This is a genomic window from Frigoribacterium sp. Leaf186 (assembly GCF_001423905.1).
GTDB lineage: Bacteria > Actinomycetota > Actinomycetes > Actinomycetales > Microbacteriaceae > Frigoribacterium.
Genome location: NZ_LMPQ01000012.1, coordinates 477,529 through 496,368 on the forward strand (window position 1 = coordinate 477,529; position 18,840 = coordinate 496,368).

The 18,840-nt window shown below is 71.3% G+C and carries 18 protein-coding genes; 12 read left to right on the forward strand and 6 right to left on the reverse strand.

Annotation, left to right across the window (positions count from 1 at the left end):
- Nucleotides 1-53: 53 nt before the first annotated feature.
- Nucleotides 54-1,091, reverse strand: a complete 1,038-nt coding sequence (locus ASG05_RS15320; RefSeq protein ID WP_056262802.1) for a M4 family metallopeptidase — start codon at nucleotides 1,089-1,091, stop codon at nucleotides 54-56.
- A 140-nt stretch (nucleotides 1,092-1,231) separates the two neighbouring features.
- On the opposite strand from ASG05_RS15320, the gene ASG05_RS15325 reads away from it, so the two are divergent.
- The gene (locus tag ASG05_RS15325; protein ID WP_056262805.1) at nucleotides 1,232-1,771 is read left to right on the forward strand and encodes an adenine phosphoribosyltransferase; all 540 of its coding nucleotides are present in this window, start codon (nucleotides 1,232-1,234) and stop codon (nucleotides 1,769-1,771) included.
- An 18-nt stretch (nucleotides 1,772-1,789) separates the two neighbouring features.
- Here the strand turns inward: ASG05_RS15325 and ASG05_RS15330 are convergent, their stop codons facing one another.
- Nucleotides 1,790-2,524: a M50 family metallopeptidase gene (locus ASG05_RS15330; protein WP_056262808.1), complete on the reverse strand. Its 735-nt coding sequence runs from the start codon at nucleotides 2,522-2,524 to the stop codon at nucleotides 1,790-1,792.
- Nucleotides 2,525-2,671: 147 nt separating this feature from the next.
- Between ASG05_RS15330 and ASG05_RS15335 the strand changes: the two genes are divergently transcribed.
- The gene (locus ASG05_RS15335) at nucleotides 2,672-3,127 is read left to right on the forward strand and encodes a VanZ family protein (RefSeq protein WP_056262811.1); all 456 of its coding nucleotides are present in this window, start codon (nucleotides 2,672-2,674) and stop codon (nucleotides 3,125-3,127) included.
- Between the two features lie 93 nt (nucleotides 3,128-3,220).
- Nucleotides 3,221-3,490: a 30S ribosomal protein S15 gene (gene rpsO / locus ASG05_RS15340; protein ID WP_056262814.1), complete on the forward strand. Its 270-nt coding sequence runs from the start codon at nucleotides 3,221-3,223 to the stop codon at nucleotides 3,488-3,490.
- 175 nt (nucleotides 3,491-3,665) lie between these two features.
- On the opposite strand, the gene ASG05_RS15345 is transcribed toward rpsO, so the two are convergent.
- Nucleotides 3,666-4,928 (reverse strand): hypothetical protein, encoded by a 1,263-nt coding sequence (locus tag ASG05_RS15345; protein ID WP_157490266.1) that lies wholly within the window; start codon nucleotides 4,926-4,928, stop codon nucleotides 3,666-3,668.
- Nucleotides 4,929-5,268: 340 nt separating this feature from the next.
- On the opposite strand from ASG05_RS15345, the gene ASG05_RS15350 reads away from it, so the two are divergent.
- Both ASG05_RS15350 and ASG05_RS15355 read left to right on the forward strand, forming a co-directional pair.
- Entirely contained in the window at nucleotides 5,269-7,542 is a 2,274-nt protein-coding gene (locus ASG05_RS15350; protein WP_056262821.1) for a polyribonucleotide nucleotidyltransferase, read from the forward strand.
- 754 nt (nucleotides 7,543-8,296) lie between these two features.
- On the forward strand, nucleotides 8,297-9,331 hold the full coding sequence (locus ASG05_RS15355) for an aldo/keto reductase (protein ID WP_235491543.1): 1,035 nt from the start codon (nucleotides 8,297-8,299) through the stop codon (nucleotides 9,329-9,331).
- A 149-nt stretch (nucleotides 9,332-9,480) separates the two neighbouring features.
- On the opposite strand, the gene ASG05_RS15360 is transcribed toward ASG05_RS15355, so the two are convergent.
- On the reverse strand, nucleotides 9,481-10,095 hold the full coding sequence (locus ASG05_RS15360; RefSeq protein WP_056262825.1) for a TetR/AcrR family transcriptional regulator: 615 nt from the start codon (nucleotides 10,093-10,095) through the stop codon (nucleotides 9,481-9,483).
- A 246-nt stretch (nucleotides 10,096-10,341) separates the two neighbouring features.
- Between ASG05_RS15360 and ASG05_RS15365 the strand changes: the two genes are divergently transcribed.
- Together ASG05_RS15365 and ASG05_RS15370 are read left to right on the forward strand one after the other, a co-directional pair.
- The gene (locus ASG05_RS15365) at nucleotides 10,342-11,700 is read left to right on the forward strand and encodes a pitrilysin family protein (protein WP_056262828.1); all 1,359 of its coding nucleotides are present in this window, start codon (nucleotides 10,342-10,344) and stop codon (nucleotides 11,698-11,700) included.
- 14 nt (nucleotides 11,701-11,714) lie between these two features.
- Nucleotides 11,715-12,317 carry a histidine phosphatase family protein gene (locus ASG05_RS15370; protein ID WP_054147267.1) on the forward strand — a complete coding sequence of 201 codons (603 nt, stop codon included), beginning with the start codon at nucleotides 11,715-11,717 and terminating at the stop codon, nucleotides 12,315-12,317.
- 85 nt (nucleotides 12,318-12,402) lie between these two features.
- Here ASG05_RS15370 and ASG05_RS15375 read toward each other — a convergent pair whose 3' ends face one another.
- Complete coding sequence (locus ASG05_RS15375) at nucleotides 12,403-12,942, reverse strand: GNAT family N-acetyltransferase (RefSeq protein WP_056263230.1); 540 nt, start codon at nucleotides 12,940-12,942, stop codon at nucleotides 12,403-12,405.
- A 95-nt stretch (nucleotides 12,943-13,037) separates the two neighbouring features.
- Here ASG05_RS15375 and dapB point away from each other — a divergent pair, with 95 nt between their 5' ends.
- Together dapB and ASG05_RS16510 are read left to right on the forward strand one after the other, a co-directional pair.
- Nucleotides 13,038-13,772: a 4-hydroxy-tetrahydrodipicolinate reductase gene (gene dapB / locus ASG05_RS15380; protein ID WP_056262831.1), complete on the forward strand. Its 735-nt coding sequence runs from the start codon at nucleotides 13,038-13,040 to the stop codon at nucleotides 13,770-13,772.
- 23 nt (nucleotides 13,773-13,795) lie between these two features.
- Complete coding sequence (locus ASG05_RS16510; RefSeq protein ID WP_056263235.1) at nucleotides 13,796-14,215, forward strand: tetratricopeptide repeat protein; 420 nt, start codon at nucleotides 13,796-13,798, stop codon at nucleotides 14,213-14,215.
- A 42-nt stretch (nucleotides 14,216-14,257) separates the two neighbouring features.
- Here ASG05_RS16510 and ASG05_RS15390 read toward each other — a convergent pair whose 3' ends face one another.
- Nucleotides 14,258-15,163 carry a TIGR01777 family oxidoreductase gene (locus ASG05_RS15390; RefSeq protein ID WP_056262836.1) on the reverse strand — a complete coding sequence of 302 codons (906 nt, stop codon included), beginning with the start codon at nucleotides 15,161-15,163 and terminating at the stop codon, nucleotides 14,258-14,260.
- Nucleotides 15,164-15,277: 114 nt separating this feature from the next.
- Between ASG05_RS15390 and thyX the strand changes: the two genes are divergently transcribed.
- The 3 genes from thyX to ASG05_RS15405 form a co-directional block, all read left to right on the forward strand.
- Nucleotides 15,278-16,045 (forward strand): FAD-dependent thymidylate synthase, encoded by a 768-nt coding sequence (gene thyX / locus ASG05_RS15395; protein ID WP_056262840.1) that lies wholly within the window; start codon nucleotides 15,278-15,280, stop codon nucleotides 16,043-16,045.
- A gap of 95 nt (nucleotides 16,046-16,140) precedes the next feature.
- Complete coding sequence (dapA, locus tag ASG05_RS15400; RefSeq protein ID WP_056262844.1) at nucleotides 16,141-17,118, forward strand: 4-hydroxy-tetrahydrodipicolinate synthase; 978 nt, start codon at nucleotides 16,141-16,143, stop codon at nucleotides 17,116-17,118.
- A 76-nt stretch (nucleotides 17,119-17,194) separates the two neighbouring features.
- Nucleotides 17,195-18,840: ribonuclease J (locus tag ASG05_RS15405; RefSeq protein WP_157490276.1), on the forward strand; the 1,646-nt coding region annotated here is incomplete at its 3' end.

Sequence of the window (18,840 nt, forward strand, 5' to 3'; positions counted from 1 at the left end):
CGCGATGCTACCCCGGCCGCGTCCGCGGCAGCGGGGTCCGCCGCCGGCCTGCCTCAGGCGGCGGGCGTGACCCCGACGCCCTGCCAGCCGGCCGACGTCGCCCGGGCCTCGTCGGACTCCGCCCCGTACCGTGTCGTGGCCGCCTCGACGGTCGCCGCCGCGAACTGCGCGAAGGTGGCCTCGGTCGGCAGCGCCCCGCCGGTCAGCGTGTCGTACCAGATCTGCCCGGCCCGCACCCAGGCCTCGCCGCCGAGCGCCTCGGCCACGAGGTAGAAGGCCCGGTTGGGGATGCCCGAGTTGAGGTGCACGCCGCCGTTGTCGTCGGTCGTCTCGACGTAGTCGTCGAGGTGGCCGGGCTGGGGGTCCTTGCCGAGGACGTCGTCGTCGTACGCCGTGCCCGGGGCCTTCATCGACCGGAGGGCCCTGCCCTGCACCTCGGGGGTGAAGAGCCCCTCGCCGATCAACCAGGTCGCCCGGTCGGCGGTCTGGCCGAACAGGTGCTGCTCGACGAGGGCGCCGAACACGTCGCTGACCGACTCGTTGAGCGCACCCGACTGCCCCTGGTAGGTGAGGTTCGCGGTGTACTGCGTCACGCCGTGGGTCAGCTCGTGACCGATGACGCTGACGGACGCCGTGAACCGTTCGAACACCTCGCCGTCGCCGTCGCCGAAGACCATGCGTTCGCCGTTCCAGAAGGCGTTGTCGTAGTCCTGCCCGTAGTGCACGGTGGCGTCGAGCGGCAACCCGGCGCCGTCGCTCGACGACCGCCCGTAGACCTCGCGGAACAGGGCGTAGGTGGCCCCGAGCGCGTCGTAGGCCTCGGTGGCGGCGACGTCGTCGGTGGCCGGCTCGCCCTCGCCCCGCACGCGGACGCCGGGCAGGTCTTCGGTGCCCCGGGCGTCGAAGATCGTGCGCTCGAGCACCGCCTCACCGCCGAGCGCCCCCTGCACCACCGGGGGAGTCGCGTTGCGGTCGACGTCCCGCATCGCGAGCAGGCCGTTGCGCGCGGCCTGCGGCGCTCGATGCAGGCGGGGCGAGTCGGCCTCGGCGAGGTGGGCGAGCAGGTACGGCGGGACGATGAACCGGGTCATGCGTGCACTCTCGCACGGGCCTCCGACATCGGCCCGACCGTTCACACGATCGTGACGTACCGGTCGGTCGTGCGTCGTGCCCCGGGCGACCGACGCCACGAGGGGCGGTGGCCGTCGCCCGCCCGACTACCGTTGACGTCATGACCGTCACCGACGCCTCCTCGTTCGTCGACAGCAAGATCGCCGTCGTCCCCGACTTCCCGAAACCCGGCATCCTCTTCCGCGACGTCACTCCGCTCTTCTCCGACGCCGACGCCTTCGCGACCGTCACGACGGCGCTGTCCGAGCCGTTCGACGGCGGCTTCGTCGCGGTGGCCGGCATCGAGGCTCGGGGCTTCGCGCTGGCGGGCGCCATCGCGATCGAGCAGGGCGTCGGCGTGCTCACGGTGCGGAAGGCCGGCAAGCTGCCCGGCGAGGTGCTCAGCGAGAGCTACGCCCTCGAGTACGGCGAGGCCACCCTCGAGCTGCGTCCGAACCAGATCCCCGCGGGGTCGAGCGTCCTGATCGTCGACGACGTCCTGGCCACCGGCGGCACCGTCGAGGCGACGATCACCCTGCTCGAACGCGCCGGCTACGTCGTGGCCGGCGTCGCCGTGCTGCTCGAGCTCGACGGCCTCGACGGGCGCGCCCGCCTCGAGGGCCACGTACCCGTCCACGCCCTCTCGTCCGCCCCCGCCTGACGCCGGGCTCGGCCGGCCTCAGGCGAACGAGCGAGCGGCCTCGAGCGCCCCGGGGAAGAGCAGCCCGGCACCGCCGAGCAGGCAGGCGAGGGCGACGAGCACGAACACCCCGACCCACACCACGCCCGGCACGTGCGTGAGTCCGGCGAGCTGGTCGGCGTCCGAGGCGGTCGAGCGCGACCGTCGCCGGCTCCGCTGCAGCTCGAGCGACGCGCGGAGCGCCCCGAACCCGAGCACCGACGTCACGATCAGTCCGAACACCGCCTGCCAGGTCGGCGACGCGAAGAACGTCACGGCGACCACCAGGGCGGCGCCGAGCAGCACCACCCAGAGGCCGAACCAGTTGCGGATCTGCACGAGCATCAGCGCGAGCAGCAGCAGCAGCGCCCAGAGCAGCCCCGCGGCGTAACCCGCCGAGAGCAGCCAGGCCGCGCCCAGCGCCGCGATAGCCGGTGCCGTGTAGCCGGCCAGCAGCGTGACGATCATGCCGGGCCCGGTGCGCGGCCCCTTCGACACCGTCAGCCCCGAGGTGTCCGAGTGCAGTCGGATGCCCGTCAGCTTTCGGCCGGTCAGCACGGCCGCGAGCCCGTGCCCGCCCTCGTGCACGACGGTGACGGCGTGCCGCACCGTGTGCCAGGTGCCGGGCAGCAGCACGAGCAGCAGGCCCGCGGCGACGCTCGCGAGCAGCCACGAACCGGGCAGGCGAGCGGCGAGCTGGCTGATCCGGGCCCAGAGGTCGGTGAGTGCGTCCACCCGACGAGCCTAGGAGGCGCGGTGCGCGCGGTCCGACACCGCGCCTCCCCGGGTCATCGGCGCCCGCTCGCGGGGCGGGTCGTCCTCTGGGTTGATCTTCGGGCGTTCCGGGCGTCCTCCCACGCACCCGTGCCGCACCATGGACGGATGCGTCGCGCCGTCCTCCTCCTGCTCACCCTCGTCTACCTCGCCGGGGTCGCGTGGATGACCCTGCGCCCGAGCGTCTACGACGCCGACACGGGCGCCCTGCTCTGGCGGGCCCTCGACCTCTTCGCCCGGCACGACGAGACCTCGTGGATCACCTTCGCGCGGGTCGAGGCGGCGGCGAACGTCGCGATGTTCGTGCCGATGGGCATGTTCCCCGCGCTGCTGCTGCCCAAGCGGTTCTGGTGGGTCGGAATCATCGTGGGCTTCGCGGCCACGGTCGGCATCGAGACGTACCAGGCGACGTACCTGTCGGCGACGCGCTTCTCCGACCCTCAGGACCTCGTGATGAACACCCTCGGGGCCGCGATCGGCGCGGCGTTCGTCGGCCTCGCGCTGCCCCGACGGCGTCGCGGTCGGAGCCGGCCACGACAGGGGTCGGCGTCGCCCGTCTGGTAGGCTCCTCAGGTTGCCGTCTGAACGGCCGCGGAGAAAGAGAGCTCGCACATCCGGTGACGAGCACCGCGCAACGAACTGAAAGGGGATCCATCCATGGCACTCGCACCTGACGTCAAGACCCGGATCATCGAAGAATACGCGACCCACCCCGGCGACACCGGATCCCCCGAGGTCCAGATCGCCGTGATGACGCAGCGCATCCTCGACCTGACCGAGCACCTCAAAGAGCACAAGCACGACCACCACTCGCGTCGTGGCCTGCTGCTGCTCGTCGGCCAGCGCCGTCGCCTGCTCGGCTACCTGTCGAAGGTCGACATCGAGCGTTACCGCACGCTGATCGGCCGCCTGGGCCTGCGCCGCTAGTCCTCGCGCTCCTGGCGTCTCGACGACGGCCCCCTCGGCACGCAGCTCCGGCTGCACGCCGAGGGGGCCGTTCTCACGTCCGCGGCGAGGTCGTTCGCCGGGCGGGGGATCATCGGACAGCGCCGCGGCCCGACCAGGACGCCCGACCTGCCCGGCCCGACCTGCCCGACGGCCCTCAGTACCAGTTGTGCGCGACCGAGTGCGCCCAGGCGGAGCACATCGTGCCGTAGCTGCTCTGGATGTACGAGATTCCCCAGTTCACCTGGGTGCGGTAGTTCGTCTGCCAGTCGAGCCCGAACGAGGCCATCTTGTTGCCGGGCAGCGACTGGGGGATGCCGTAGGCACCGCTCGAAGGGTTGCTGGCGTTCGTGCGCCAGCCCGACTCCTTGTTCCAGAGCTGCACGAGGCAGGTGTACTCGGCGCCGGTGCCGACCTTGGTCGCGGCGTAGGCCCTCGCGCCGGCCGGGTCGTTGACCGCACCCGTCGGGGGAGTCGTGCCGCCCCCGCCCGAGCCGCCACCCGACCCGGGAGTCGCGCCCCCGGACGATCCGCCGCCGCCCGACGAGCCGCCGCCGCCCGACGATCCTGACGCGCCGGACGAGCCCGACGGCGCCTTCGCGGCGGCCGCCGCCTGTGCCTGAGCCGCCGCCTGCTGGGCGGCGAACGCCTGCTCGGCCGCGACGCCCGTCCGGTACTGCTGCTCGAGCTCGGCGGTCGAGTCCTTGAGCGCGGCGAGCTGGGCGTAGAGGTCGGACGAGCGCTGCGTCGCGCTGGCGACCTCGGCGTCGGCGTCCGCCTGCGCGGCCGACGCCTGGTCGGCCGTCTCCTGGGCGTCGCGGGCGAGCGCGTCCCGCCGCTCGGCCGCGGTGGCCGCCTGGTCGCGGAGCGACGACACCGTGTTGCTCGCCGTCGTGGCGTCGGCCAACACCGTCTGCCAGCGGTCGCCGAGCTGCGTGAGCGACCCGAGCTGGTAGAGCGCGGCCCCCGGGTCGGGTGAGGTGAAGAGGTCGGTGCCCATCGTGCTCGCGCCACCCGTCCGGAACAGGCTGCCCGCGAGTTGGCCGGCCTCCCGCTGCGCGGTGTCGGCGCCCGCGCGGGCCCGTTCGGCGTCGGCGGACAGCTCGTCGGCCCGCTGCGAGGCCGCGGCGAGCTCGGCCTGCGCCGTCAGGTTCGCCTGGTCGGCCGACACGGCCTCGTCGCTGCGGTCGGACGCGGCTTTCTCGAGGCTGTCGAGCGACGCGTCGATCAGGTCGACCTGCGCCTCGGTCGCCGCGGCGTTCCCCTTCGCGGCCTCGACCTGGGCCCAGGTCGGGTACCCCGCCGCCGACGCGGCCGTCGGTGCCACGAGCAGCGCCAGCACGAGGGCCGAGGAAGCGCCGGTCGCCACCGCGAGGCGGCTCGCGCCACGACCACGGCCGGACCTGTCGTGAGCACGCATGTGAACGACCCTAACGCCGTCCTCCCCGCACCGCGCCTCCCCGTCCGGGCGACACCCGTCGGGCGCACCCGTGCGCCGGAGGGTGCGGGTGCTAGGATCGCGCTCGGAGCAGGCCGGTACGGCTGCTGGTCACCGGTGGTGACAGGCGGAATGCCCCGACCGACGCCGAGCGTTCGGGTCGGGTGCGGGGTCCGACCGTTTCTACTGTTGGCCAGACGTGCCACCGCCTCCGTCGCGTTGATGCACGTGCATGTCGTCATGCCGTCCACGCCGCCCGCTCCCGGTACACATCGATGCCCACACGGGGCCTCGATGCAAAACAAAGAGGAGTAGCCCCCACATGGAGGGTCCAGAGATCAAGTTCGGCGAAGCCGTCCTCGACAACGGCAAGTTCGGCAAGCGCACCATCCGATTCGAGACCGGTCGTCTCGCCCAGCAGGCTCAGGGAGCCGTCGCTGCCTACCTCGACGAAGACACCATGCTCTTGTCGGCCACGAGCGCCAGCAAGAAGCCGAAGGACAACTTCGACTTCTTCCCGCTCACCATCGACGTCGAAGAGCGCTCGTACGCCGCGGGCAAGATCCCCGGCTCGTTCTTCCGTCGTGAGGGTCGTCCCTCGACCGAGGCCATCCTCGTCTGCCGCCTCATCGACCGGCCCCTGCGTCCCTCGTTCGTCGAGGGCCTGCGCAACGAGGTCCAGGTCGTCATCACGGTGCTGAGCATCGCTCCCGACGAGTTCTACGACGCCCTGGCCATCAACGCGGCCAGCGCCTCCACCCAGATCTCGGGCCTGCCGTTCTCCGGCCCGATCGCCGGCGTCCGCCTCGCGCTGATCGGTGACCAGTGGGTCGCGTTCCCCAAGGCCAGCCAGCTGGCCGACGCCGTGTTCGACCTCACCGTCGCGGGCCGTGTCGTCACCGACGCCGCCGGCAACGAGGACGTCGCGATCATGATGGTCGAGGCCGAGGCCACCGAGCACGCCTGGGGTCTCATCCAGGGTGGCGCCACCAAGCCCGACGAGGCGATCGTGGCCCAGGGCCTCGAGGCCGCCAAGCCCTTCCTGAAGCAGCTCGTCGACGCGCAGGCCGCGATGGCCGCGCAGGCGTCGAAGGAGATCGCGGACTACCCGGTCTTCCTGCCCTACACCGACGAGGTGCTCGAGGCCGTCACGGCCGCAGCCGGCACCGAGCTCGCCGAGGTCTACAAGATCGCCGGCAAGATCGAACGCCAGGACGCCGACGACGCCCTCAAGTCGCGCGTCAAGGACGCCGTCGCCGCCAAGGTCGACGCGGGCGAGCTGCCCGACACGGCCCTCGGCCAGGTCGGTGCCGCCTACAAGTCGGCGACGAAGAAGGTCGTCCGCGACCGCATCCTCACGGAGCAGATCCGCATGGACGGTCGCGGCCTGGCCGACATCCGTCCGCTCGACGCCGAGGTGCAGGTCATCCCGCGCGTGCACGGCTCGGCCATCTTCCAGCGCGGTGAGACCCAGATCATGGGCGTCACCACGCTGAACATGCTCAAGATGGAGCAGCAGATCGACTCGCTGAGCCCGGTCACCAAGAAGCGCTACCTGCACCACTACAACTTCCCGCCCTACTCGACCGGTGAGACCGGCCGCGTCGGTTCGCCGAAGCGTCGCGAGATCGGGCACGGCTTCCTCGCCGAGCGCGCCCTCGTGCCGGTGCTGCCCAGCCGCGACGAGTTCCCCTACGCCATCCGTCAGGTGTCCGAGGCCCTCGGGTCGAACGGCTCGACCTCGATGGGTTCGGTCTGCGCCTCGACCCTGTCGCTGCTGAACGCCGGTGTGCCCCTCAAGGCCCCCGTCGCCGGCATCGCCATGGGCCTCGTCTCGGACACGGTCGACGGCCAGACCCGCTACGCGGCCCTGACCGACATCCTCGGTGCCGAAGACGCCCTGGGCGACATGGACTTCAAGGTCGCGGGCACGAGCGAGTTCGTCACGGCGATCCAGCTCGACACCAAGCTCGACGGTCTGCCGACCGCCGTGCTCGACGCAGCCCTGAAGCAGGCGAAAGAGGCGCGCACCGCGATCCTCGGCGTGCTCAACTCGGCCATCGACGCCCCCGACGAGATGGCCCCGACCGCGCCCCGCGTGATCTCGGTCCAGATCCCGCAAGACAAGATCGGTGAGCTGATCGGCCCCAAGGGCAAGACGATCAACGCGATCCAGGACGAGACCGGCGCCGACATCAGCATCGAAGAAGACGGCACCGTCTACATCGGCGCCGTCGACGGCCCCTCGGCCGAGGCCGCCCGCGCGCAGGTCAACGCGATCGCCAACCCGACCAACCCCGAGATCGGCGAGCAGTTCCTCGGAACGGTCGTCAAGATCGCGTCGTTCGGTGCGTTCGTCTCGCTCCTCCCCGGCAAGGACGGCCTGCTGCACATCAGCGAGGTCCGCAAGCTCGCCGGTGGCAAGCGGGTCGAGAACGTCGAGGACGTCCTCGGCGTCGGCCAGAAGATCCTCGTCGAGATCACCAAGATCGACGACCGCGGCAAGCTGTCGCTCGCTCCGGTCGTGGCCGACGAGGCCGACACCGACTCGAGCGGAGCGACCGAAGAGTCGACCGACGAGTCCGTCGACGCGTAGTCAGCACGTCACGAAGGGCCCGCCCCGACCTCGGTCGGGGTGGGCCCTTCGCCGTCCCTCCGCCCGCCGTCGTCTCCTCCGCCGTGTTCCGGACGCCCTGCCGCGCATCGCCCACCTGAGTCGCCCGGCCGGCACGGGGCCCCGCCGGGTCGGCAACTCAGGAGATCGGCCGCCTCGCGCCTCCCTCGCGCCCTGCAGCGCGTCGTCTACCTGAGTTACCCGCTCGCCCTGCCGGCACGCCGCCCTGCCTACGTACTGTCCGGCCGGGTCGGCAACTCAGGAGATCGGCCGCCCCGCGCCTCCCTCGCGTCCCCAAGCGCGTCGTCTCCCTGAGTTACCCGCTCTTCGGGTTCCGTCCGCCCCGCAGGGTCGGCAACTCAGGAGATCGGCCGCCTCGCGCCTCCCTCGCGTCCCCAAGCGCGTCGTTCTCCTGAGTTGCCCGCCCAACCGGCACGCTGCCCCGCAGGGTCGGCAACTCAGGAGTTCAGCTGTGCTGCGCCTCCCAGGGCCCCGTCGGGCCGTCGTTCTCCTGAGGTGCCGACAGCGGCGGAAGAGCGGGCGAGGCACGCGCGACGTCGTGGCCGAGGAGGCGCGGGTCGCGTCCCCCGGACCGGCGCGGCGACACGGCGTAACGATTGGGTGCGCCAGCGACGGAAACAGGGCACGTGGTCGTATTCTTGATCGCGGAGGGCGAACCATACCCCATGCGATCGCACAGAGTTGCATCGGGGGTTCGCGACGAGAAGGGGACGGCGTGACCGAGACGACTGCGGAGCTCGCGCGGTCTGCCACGTCCGACTTCGCCGCGAGCAGGGCGGCACGCACCTCGATCGCCCTGTCGACCGTGCCCGTCGACCTCGGCATCATCCAGCCCCGGCGCCGCCTCGGCGTCTCCGATCTCAAGGTGTTCCCCCTGGCTCTCGGGGGAAACGTGTTCGGTTGGACGGCGGACCAGGCCGAGACGACCTCCGTCCTCGACGCGTATTTCGACCTCGGCGGCAACTTCGTCGACACGGCCGACTCCTACGCCGGTGGGCGCAGCGAGATCATGATCGGGTCGTGGATGCGCTCCCGTCGATCGCGCGACGACATGGTCGTCTCGACCAAGGTCGGCAAGAGCGCCGACAATCCCGGGCTGACCCCCCGGGCGATCGAGCGGGCCGTCGAGGCGTCGCTCGAGCGGCTCGGCACCGACCGAATCGACCTCTTGTACCTCCACGTCGACGACACCGACGTGGCCTTCGAGCGCACGTTGCTGGCCGTCGACCACCTCATCCGGGTGGGCAAGGTCCGATGGTTCGGTGGGTCGCACCACTCCGGCAACCGTCTCTACGAGGCGCGCATCGCTGCGGGCATGCTCGGCATCGCGCCGATGGTCGCCCTGCAGAACCAGTACAACCTCCTCGACCGGTCCGAGTACGAGAAGGGCCTCGCGCACGTGGCCGCGCAGCAGCGACTGGCCGTCATGCCGCGGTTCGCCCTCGCCAGCGGCTTCCTGACGGGCAAGTACCGCTCGCGTTCCGACTTCGCCCACAGCCCGCGACGTCGGGTCCTGGCCAAGTACCTGTCGAAGCGTGGCCTCAAGGTCGTGCACGAGCTCGACCGCATCGCCTCGGTCCACGAGGTCTCGAGCGCGGCCATCGCCGTCGCCTGGCTCCTCGCCAAGCCCAACGTCGTGGCACCCGTGGCGAGTGCCACGAACGCCAAGCAGGTCTACGAGCTGGCGCAGGCCGCGCGGGTGCAGCTGACGCGCAACCAGGTGCTCGACCTCGACCGGGCCTCGGCCTGACGCAGGTCTCGGCCCGACGAGGCATCGACGGCGCCTGCCCCTGACGTGGCACGTGTCAGGTGTGCAGGTCCGGCAGGCGACGGCCGGGTGTGACAGGGCTGCTGGCCTGATGCGCGCCTGCAGGTGACGAAGGCGACCGGGTCGTGTGGCTAGGCCTCGAGGAGTCGCTCGGCCGAGCGGCGGAGCGCGGCAGAGGCGGCGATGGCGTCACCGGCGTAAGCGCCTGCCTGGGCGCCGTCGAGAGCCAGGACGAGGTCGTCGGCGGCGTCGCCCGGCATGGGGTGCCCCGCGCCCTTGAAGAGGGAGACCATCTCGGACGTCAGCCACTCGCGGTGCTCCGCGATGGCGAGACGCACGGGGTGGGTCGGATCGCTGAACTCCGACGCCGCGTTGGCGAACGCCGAGCCGCGGAACGACACCGTCTGGAGGCGCGCGACGACGGCCTCGAGATAGGCCTCGAGGGTGGCGCGCCCGCCACCGTGGGAGTCGATCAGAGAGGTCAGCTCGGCCGCCTCGAGATCGTGTCGAGCGGCGAGGTACTCGAGCACGAGCGTGTCTTTGGCACCGAAGTGCTTGTAGAACGTCGCCTTGGTCACCGAGGACTCGGCGATGAGGCGGTCGACGCCCACGACCCGGACGCCCTCGTCGTAGAAGAGCCGCCCGGCGGTCGTGAGGACGCGTGCACGGGCACCGGGGACGGGGGAGTCGGCGCGGGGGCGGCCAGGGAGACGCTGGACGGCCGGTTGGGGGGAATCGACCGTCACAGCGTGGCTCCTTGGGACGTCTCGGCTTGAAGCCGCGTGGGGGACGCGCGCTCCGGACCTCGAGACGTCCGACCAGCCGCCGACGACGGCCATCAGGGGTGGGGTCGTCGTCGGTGACACGACTCTAACACCGGTGAGGACAAACAGAGTCGTCTGTTTGTCCTCATGAGCGTCCCCCAGTTCGGGTGTCAGCCGCTCCGAGCGGCTCTCGGACGACTGCAGGCGTGGTCGCCTAGGCTCGACCTGATGAACGGCCCTGTCTCCTTCCCCCTCGACGAGGTCGAGATCTCCTTCCGCGCCACGGGCGACGCGCTCGTGAGGCGCAGCGTGCTGCCCTCCGGCGTCCGCGTCCTCAGCGAGCGCATGCCGGGCGCCCGCAGCACCACCATCGGCCTCTGGGTCGCCGTCGGGTCGCGCGACGAGTCCGAGGCCGACCGGGGGTCGACGCACTTCCTCGAACACCTCCTGTTCAAGGGGACCCCGACCCGGTCCGCACTCGACATCGCCGTCTCGTTCGAGTCGGTGGGCGGCGAGCACAACGCCGCGACGGCGAAGGAGTACACCTGCTACTACGCCCGCGTGCGGGACGTCGACCTCGACGACGCGATCGACGTGCTCACCGACATGGTGACGTCGTCGACGCTCGACCCGGTCGAGTTCGAGACCGAGCGCGGCGTGATCCTCGAAGAGCTGGCCATGGCCGAGGACGACCCGGCCGACATGGCCGGCGAGCGGTTGTTCGAGTCCGTCTTCGGGGACCACCCGCTCGGACGGCCGATCGGTGGTTCTCCCGAGAGCATCCGGGCTGCGGCCCGCGACGACGTCGACCGGCACTACCGGGCGAACTACCGCCCCCGAGACCTCGTCGTGTCGATCGCCGGTGCCGTCGACCACGACCGAGCCCTCGACCGGTTGACGGCCGCACTCGATCGTGCCGGCTGGCCCGACGACGCCGGCTCGCCGGTGCCTCGGCGTGACGACTCTCCCGTCGACCTCGTGGCAGGCGAACCGGTGCAGGTCGTCCGCCGCCCTCTCGAACAGGCGACCGTGCTGCTCGGGCTGCCGGGGATCTCGGTGGGCGACGACCGCCGACCTGCCCTGGCCGTCCTGAACTCGGTGCTCGGCGGGGGCATGTCGTCCCGCCTGTTCCAAGAGATCCGCGAACGACGCGGCCTCGCCTACTCGGTCTACTCGTTCGCGCCCAGCTACTCGGACGCAGGCCTGTTCGGCCTCTATGCCGGGTGCACCCCGGCGAACGCCGGCGACGTCGCGCGACTGATGCTCGACGAACTCTCCGGCCTCGCCGCCGACGGCATCACCGACGACGAGCGTCGACGCGCCCTCGGGCAGCTGGGTGGAGCAGCCGCCCTGGCCCTCGAGGACAGCGACACCCGCATGAACCGCCTCGGACGAGCCGAGATCTCGACGGGCGAGTTCGTCGACCTCGACGCGTCCCTCGACCGGATCGACGCGGTCACGTCCGACGACGTCCGGTCGTTGGCCACCCAGCTCCTCTCCGGCCCGCTGTCGACCGTCGTGGTCGGCGAGGTCGACGAGTCCACCTTCACGGCCCCGACGACGACGTCGAGGGCCACCACACGATGAACCAGGAGACGACGGTGTCCCACTACCTCTACCTCGTCCGGCACGGCGAACAGCAGGACGCCGAACACGGTCTGCCCGACGGCCCCCTCAGCGAGCGTGGCAAACGACAGGTGCGCCTCCTCGCCGAACGACTCGGCGGCGTGCCGTTCGACGCGGCGTGGCACTCACCGCTCGAACGGGCGGAAGAGACGGCTGCCATCATGACCGAGCGCATGCCCGCCCTCGAGTCGCAACCCTCGACCCTGTTGTTCGACTGCGTGCCGTCCGGGCCGACGTCCGACATGCCGTCGTCCTACAAGCCGTTCTTCGGAGGCGTCACCGACGAGCAGATCGAGGCCGGTCAGGCCCAGATGGCCGACGCGGTCGCCGAGTGGCTCACGCCGGCCCGCGAGGACCGCCACGACCTGCTCATCACGCACAACTTCGTCATCGGCTGGTTCGTCCGAGAGGTCTTCGGAGCCCCCGACTGGCGCTGGATGGGCGTCAACCAGGCCAACGCCGGGCTGACCATCATCCGAGTCCGGTCGGCGAAGCCGCCCGAGCTCGTGACGCACAACGACCTCGGCCACCTGCCCGTCGAGCTGCGCACCGGGCTGCCGGTCGAACAGCCTTTCTGACCCCTCGGCGCTCAGGCCGCCGGCGCTGAGCGGCGGGAGCCCGGGGCCCCGTGGCTCGCACGCGACGCCCTGGTCGGCTCGAGCCCTAGGCGTCGTCGCCGGGCGCGTCGGACGTGGCGCGCCCCACGACGGACTTGCCGTACCAGGTGGTGGCGTTCGGATTCGCGTTGTACGGCTTGACGGTCGCGTAGCCCGCGCTGCGGTACAGCCCGCCGGCCGCCGCCAGGCTGTCGTTGGTGTCGAGCACGATCTCGTCCGCCCCGAACGCGGCGGCCCGGCGTTCGAGCTCGACGAGCAGGGCGCGGCCCAGGCCCTGGCCCCGGCCCGCGGGGCGCACGTAGAGGTGCTTGACCTCGTACCGCACGGCACCGGTCGCCGACGGGGCGATCAGGCGGATGCCCCCGCAGGCCACCGGTTCGGCCTCGTCGTCCGCCAGCGGATCGCCTCCGGCCGGGTCGACGACGACGAACGCGCCCGCCGGCGGCACGAAGGCCGAAGCGTCGGGCAGGGTGGTCGTGTAGGTGCCCTGGGCCGAGGGGAACGTGGTCTCGCGTTCGGTGAAGTACTCGGTCAGGAGGGCAGCGGCAGCGGGGGTGGAGACGCTCGTCTCACGGAACCGGGGCATGCCCACCATGCTAGGTCGAGGCAGCGTGCCCCGCAGCGTGCCCCGCAGCGTCCCCCGCAGCGTCCCCGTCGGTCGGCCCCGGTAGGTTGGACCGCATGACTTCGCGCATCGCCGTGGTGGGAGCCACCGGCACCCTCGGCTCGTTCATCGTCGACCTCGTCGAGCGCACACCGGGGCTCGAGGTCCACGCCGGCCTGTCGTCGCGCGACGACCTCGACGACGTCCTCGGTGCCGACCTCGTCGTCGACGTCACGCACCCCGCGGTCAGCCCGGGCATCGTCGAGCACGTCGTCCGAGCGGGCATCCCCGTGCTCGTCGGGACGTCGGGCTACAACGCCGAGAGGCTGGCGAGACTCTCGACGGTCGTCGCCGACGCCGCGGGGCCCGGGGTCCTCGTCGTTCCGAACTTCTCGATCGGATCGGTGCTCGCGACGCGGTTCGCGACCCTCGCGGCACGCTTCTACGAATCCGTCGAGATCGTGGAGGCGCACCACCAGGGCAAGGTCGACTCGCCCTCGGGCACGGCCGTCCGCACCGCCGAGCTGATCGCCGAGGCGCGGCGCGACCTCGGTCCCGTCTCCGCGCCGCACGCCGATCAGCGGGCCAGGGGTCAGCAGGTCGCGAGCGTCCCCGTCCACAGCATGCGCCTCCGGGGCGTCGTCGCCCGGCAGGAGGTGGTCTTCGGCGGCGAGGGCGAGACCCTCACCCTCACGCACGACACGCTCTCGCAGCGCGCCTATGAACAAGGCCTCCGTGTGGCCATCGCCGCCGCGCCGGGGGTCACCGGGGTCGTCGTGGGGCTCGACGCCGTCCTGCCGCTCGACTCGTGAAGGGTCGTGCCGCCGCGCTGGTGATGGCGCTGCTCCTGTTGCTTTACGTGGTGCTGGTGGGCCAGCGCGCCGTGTTGTTCCTGTCGACCGGCGAGCCGGTGGCGATCGCGCTCGGGGTCGCGCTGCTCGTCCTGCCCCTGCTGGGGCTGTTCGCCCTCGTGGTCGAGCTGCGCTTCGGCCTGCGCACGCAGGCCATCGTCCGCCAGCTCGCATCCGAGGGCGAGCTGCCGGTCGACGACCTGCCGCGCCGCGCCTCCGGACGCTACGAGCGTGAGTCGGCCGACGCTGCCTTCCCCGCCTACAAAGAGGCCGTCGAGGCCGCCCCCGACGACTGGCGGGCGTGGTTCCGGCTCGGGTTGGCCTACGACGCGTGCGGCGACCGTCGCCGCGCCCGGCAGGCCCTGCGATGGGCGATCGCCCTCAGGCGCGACTCGACCCGCTGAGCCCGGAGGGTCGGTGCGGCGTTCGAGCGGACGCCGCTCGGGTCAGAGGGCGTCGACGAAGGCCGACAGGGCCTGCTCGACCGTCCGGTGCCGGAACGTGAAGCCGTCGCGCTCGAGCACCTCGGGCACGACCTGCTGGCTGGGCAGCAGCATCTCGCGCCCGGCCTCCTGCATGGCCGTCGAGATGACGGCCTCGGGCACGCCGAGCAGGTACGGCCGGTGCAGGTCGGCGGCCAAGGTCCGCGTGATCAGGTCGCTCGTCGCTGGCGTCGGACCGACCAGGTTCACGGGCCCCTCGACCGACGACGTCAGCAGGTGGACGATCGCGGCGGCCTCGTCGTGCAGGCTGATCCAGGGCCAGAACTGGTCACCGGAACCGAGTCGAGAACCGAGGCCCAGCTTCGTGAGGGGCAGCAGGGGCTTGAGCGCGCCTCCACCGGGTCCGATCACGATGCCCGTGCGCAGCGTGACGACGCGGGTGCCCTCGGGAGCCTTCTCGGCGGCGGCCTCCCAGGCGACGACGACGTCGCTGAGGAACCCCTCGCCGCGGCCGCTCGCCTCGGTGAGGCGTTCGCCCGGACGGTCGCCGTAGACGCCCACGGCCGAGCCGCTGAGGAATGTCGCCGGCGGCGTCGACGCGGCCGCCATGCCGTCGACGAGCGTCGACGTCGTGGCGAGGCGGGACTCGAGGATGTCGCGCTTGTACCCGGCCGTCCACGGCAGACGACCCAAGGAGGCGCCGGCCAGGTTCACGACGGCGTCCGCGCGGGCGATCAGGTCGTGGTCGACGATGCCGGCACTCGGCACCCAGGTGAACTCGTCCTCGGCCCGGGGTTCGTGACGCACCAACGACAACGGGCGGTGCCCTGCCTCGCGCAGTTGGCGGGTCAGCTCGGAGCCGATCATGCCGCTGGCGCCGGAGATCAGGACGGTGAGTGCGTCGGTCATGGGGACACCGTATTCCGCGGCCCTGGGGGAGCGGCCGCCGTTCGCCGTCGGGCCCGGTCGACGGCTCCTCGCGAGGGAGGGTTCGGCGCCGCCTCGAGAGGTAGAGTCGACGCCGTGCCCGAGACCGAAGCCACCTCCGCCGTGCCCACCGACAAGACCCCCGAGTTCCGCTCCGACGTCACCGTCGAGCTGGTGCGCTCGAGCGCCCACGACTCTGACGTGCTGTTCGCCGCCCGCGTGTCGACGATGGGCGAGCTGACCCTCGACGGTGCACAGGCCTCCGCCGACGGTGCCCAGGCGACCAAGGGTGCGGGGCTCATCAACTACCTGATGCGCGACCGTCACGGGTCGCCCTTCGAGCACAACTCGATGACCTTCTACGTGCAGGCGCCGATCTTCGTCTTCCGCGAGTTCATGCGTCACCGGATGGCCAGCTACAACGAAGAGAGCGGTCGCTACCGCGAGCTCAACCCGGTCTTCTACGTGCCCGCCCCGACGCGCAACCTGCAGCAGGTCGGCAAACCCGGTGCGTACGACTTCCTGCCCGGCACGCCCGAGCAGTCCGCCCTCGTCGACGAGGCCACCCGGGCCGCCTCGACCCAGGCGTTCGAGGCCTACCAGCGCATGCTCGACGCCGGCGTCGCCCGCGAGGTCGCCCGCATCGTGCTCCCGCTCAACATCTACTCGTCGATGTACGTCACCGTGAACGCGCGGTCGCTGATGAACTTCCTCAGCCTTCGCACCAAGCGCGAGGGCACCCACTTCCCGTCGTTCCCGCAGCGCGAGATCGAGATGTGCGCCGAGAAGATGGAAGACCTCTGGGCCGAGCTCATGCCGCTCACCTACGCGGCGTTCGGGGCGAACGGGCGCGTCGCTCCCTGACGGCCGTCCCGGAGACCGGGCCCGCGCCTCCTGACGGGAGGCCGGGCACGGCACGGGGGAAGGCGGCCCCGACGCGAGACAGTACGCTGGAGGGCGTGTCGAACATCAACAACCCCTTCGGTCAGGTCCTCGTCGCCCTCGTGACGCCGTTCACCGCCGACGGCGAGGTCGACTGGCCCGCCGTCGAGAAGCACATCGACGACTGCATCACCGCGGGGGCCGACGGCATCGTCGTCACGGGCACGACGGGTGAGACCAGCACGCTGACCGACCCTGAGAAGCTGCGCCTGGTCGAGGTCGGCAAGTCGGTGGCCGCGGGGCGGGCCAAGATCATCACGGGCGGCGGGTCGAACGAGACCGCACACGCCATCCAGCTCTACAAGGCCAGCGAGAAGGCCGGCGCCGACGGCGTCATGATCGTCACCCCGTACTACAACAAGCCCACCCAGGCCGGGGTGCTGACGCACTTCCGCATGATCGCCGACGCGACCGACCTGCCGGTCATCTTGTACGACATCCCGGGCCGCACCGGCATCCCGATCAGGTACGAGACCCTGCTGCGGGCCGCCAAGCACCCCAACATCGTGGCCGTCAAGGACGCCAAGGGCGATTTCGCCGAGGTCAGCCGGGTGCTCAACCAGACCGACCTGCTCTACTTCTCGGGCGACGACGCGAACGTGCTGCCGCACCTCGCCATCGGTGCCTCGGGCCTGATCGGCGTCACCGCGAACATCGCCGCGACGCCCTACCGCACCATCGTCGACGCCGTGAACGCAGGCGACCTGCACACGGCCACCGAGGCCCACCAGATGCTCGAGCCCCTCGTGCGCGCCGTCATGACCCACGTGCCCGGCACCGTCGCGGCCAAGTACATCCTGCACGGCCTCGGGCGCATCTCGAGCCCGAGGGTCCGGCTGCCCCTGGTCGGCCCCGAAGACAGTGAGGCCGCCCTGATCGAGGACGAGCTGTCGCACGTCGGGTCGATCCCCGGGCTCGACCTCAGCCGCTTCCGGCCCGACCGCAACGCGGCGGCCGGCGGTGCGCTGCCCAAGGTGCACGGCACCACCCGCTGATCCCCGCCGGCGTCGACGTCGGCCCACCGTCCTCCCGCACACCGGGGCACGAGCCCCACCCCTACCGAAGGAACAGATGCCCACGACAATCCACGCTCCCCGAGAACTCGCCAAGGGCACGCTCCGCGTGATCCCCGTCGGCGGGCTCGGCGAGATCGGCCGCAACATGACGGTCTACGAGATCGACGGCAAGCTGCTGATCGTCGACTGCGGCGTGCTCTTCCCCGAAGAGCACCAGCCCGGCGTCGACCTGATCCTGCCGGACTTCTCGCCCATCCGTGACCGCCTCGACGACATCCTCGCCGTGGTGCTCACGCACGGCCACGAGGACCACATCGGCGCGGTGCCCTACCTGCTGCGCCTGCGCAAGGACATCCCGCTGATCGGTTCGCAGCTGACGCTCGCCCTCATCGAGGCGAAGCTCAAGGAGCACCGCATCACGCCCTACACCCTCGCGGTCAAAGAGGGCGGGCGTGAGTCGCTCGGGCCGTACGACCTCGAGTTCATCGCGGTCAACCACTCCATCCCGGACGCCCTGGCGGTCGCCATCCGCACCTCGGCGGGCACCGTGCTGCACACCGGCGACTTCAAGATGGACCAGCTGCCGCTCGACGACCGCATCACCGACCTCCGGGCGTTCGCCCGCCTCGGTGAAGAGGGCGTCGACCTGTTCCTGCCCGACTCGACGAACGCCGACGTGCCCGGGTTCACCGCGCTCGAGCGTGACATCGGGCCCGTCCTCGACGACGTGATCCGCAGGGCTCCCCGCCGCGTGGTCGTCGCGAGCTTCTCCAGCCACGTGCACCGCGTCCAGCAGGTGCTCGACGCGGCACACGCCAACGGCCGTCGCGTCGCCTTCATGGGCCGTTCGATGGTGCGCAACATGGGCATCGCGGCCGACCTGGGCTACCTCAAGGTGCCCGACGGCGTCCTCATCGACGCCAAGAAGGCGAAGGACCTCCCCGACGACCGCATCGTCTACATGAGCACCGGCTCGCAGGGTGAGCCCATGGCCGTCCTGGCCCGCATGGCGAACCTCGAGCACCAGATCGAGATCGGTGCGGACGACACGATCATCCTCGCGTCGAGCCTGATCCCCGGCAACGAGAACGCGGTGTACCGCGTCATCGACGGCCTCACGAAGCTCGGGGCGAAGGTCGTCCACAAGGGCAACGCCAAGGTGCACGTCTCGGGTCACGCGTCCGCCGGCGAGCTGCTCTACTGCTACAACATCCTGCGGCCGAAGAACGTCATGCCCGTCCACGGCGAGCACCGCCACCTGTACGCGAACGCCGCACTCGCGGTCCGGACCGGCGTGCCGCAGAAGAACACCATCCTCGGAGAGGACGGCATCGTCGTCGACCTCCGCGACGGTGTCGCGAAGGTCGTCGGCCAGCTCGACATCGGTTACGTCTACGTCGACGGCTCGACCGTGGGCGAGATCACCGACGCCGACCTGAAGGACCGGCGCATCCTGAGCGAAGAGGGCTTCATCTCGGTCTTCATCGCGATGGACGCGTCCACCGGTCGCGTCGTCGTCGGGCCCGAGATCCAGTCGCGTGGCTTCGCCGAAGACGAGCGGGTGTTCGACGACGTCAAGCCGAAGATCATCGCGGCGCTCACCGAGGCGGCCGAGAACGGCACGCGCGACACGCACGCCTTCAGCCAGGTCGTGCGCCGCACGGTCGGCCGCTGGGTGAACACGCAGCACCGTCGTCGTCC